The following is a 566-nucleotide window of genomic DNA, read 5'->3' on the forward strand; positions in this document are numbered from 1 at the left end:
TTTACCAGAAGTGGCTAGTCTAACCGCAAGGAGGACGGTCACCACGGTAGGATTCATGACTGGGGTGAAGTCGTAACAAGGTAGCCGTATCGGAAGGTGCGGCTGGATCACCTCCTTTCCAGAGCTTCTCGCAAAGTTGAGCGCTCACGCTTATCGGCTGTTGGTTTAGAAAGAAAGACTGTCTGTTGGCGGTTTTATCGGTTATAATACCGGCCGCTTTCGATAATCTTCAATGAAAAATATTCGAACGGTGTTTCGTTCGAGTCTTTCTCATTGGCGATTGAGCCAGTCAGAGTGATATGAGTAACACCATATCGGCTGTCGTTCTTTAACAATCTGGAAGAAGTAAGTAATTTGGATAGCGGAAGCGTCTCGAGATGGACGTGAAAGCTATCCGGGTTGTGATTGTATCGATGTATCTCAAGATGATTCGAACTTCATGTTCGACTCAATTGGAATACGGCACAACGCGAGAACTCAACCTGTAGCGACTGTCGATGAGACAGACTCGTTATAGGGTCAAGCGAACAAGTGCATGTGGTGGATGCCTTGGCGATCACAGGCGA

Annotated in this window: 1 rRNA gene; it reads left to right on the top strand. The window is 47.3% G+C overall.

Annotated features, from left to right (window positions below):
- Positions 1 to 118: ribosomal RNA gene (locus tag C3Y15_RS31510) — 16S ribosomal RNA — on the top strand; the annotation flags it as partial.
- Positions 119 to 566 lie beyond the last annotated feature (448 nt).

The sequence above is a fragment of the Burkholderia sp. B10 genome (assembly GCF_004368385.1).
Taxonomy (GTDB): domain Bacteria; phylum Pseudomonadota; class Gammaproteobacteria; order Burkholderiales; family Burkholderiaceae; genus Burkholderia; species Burkholderia vietnamiensis.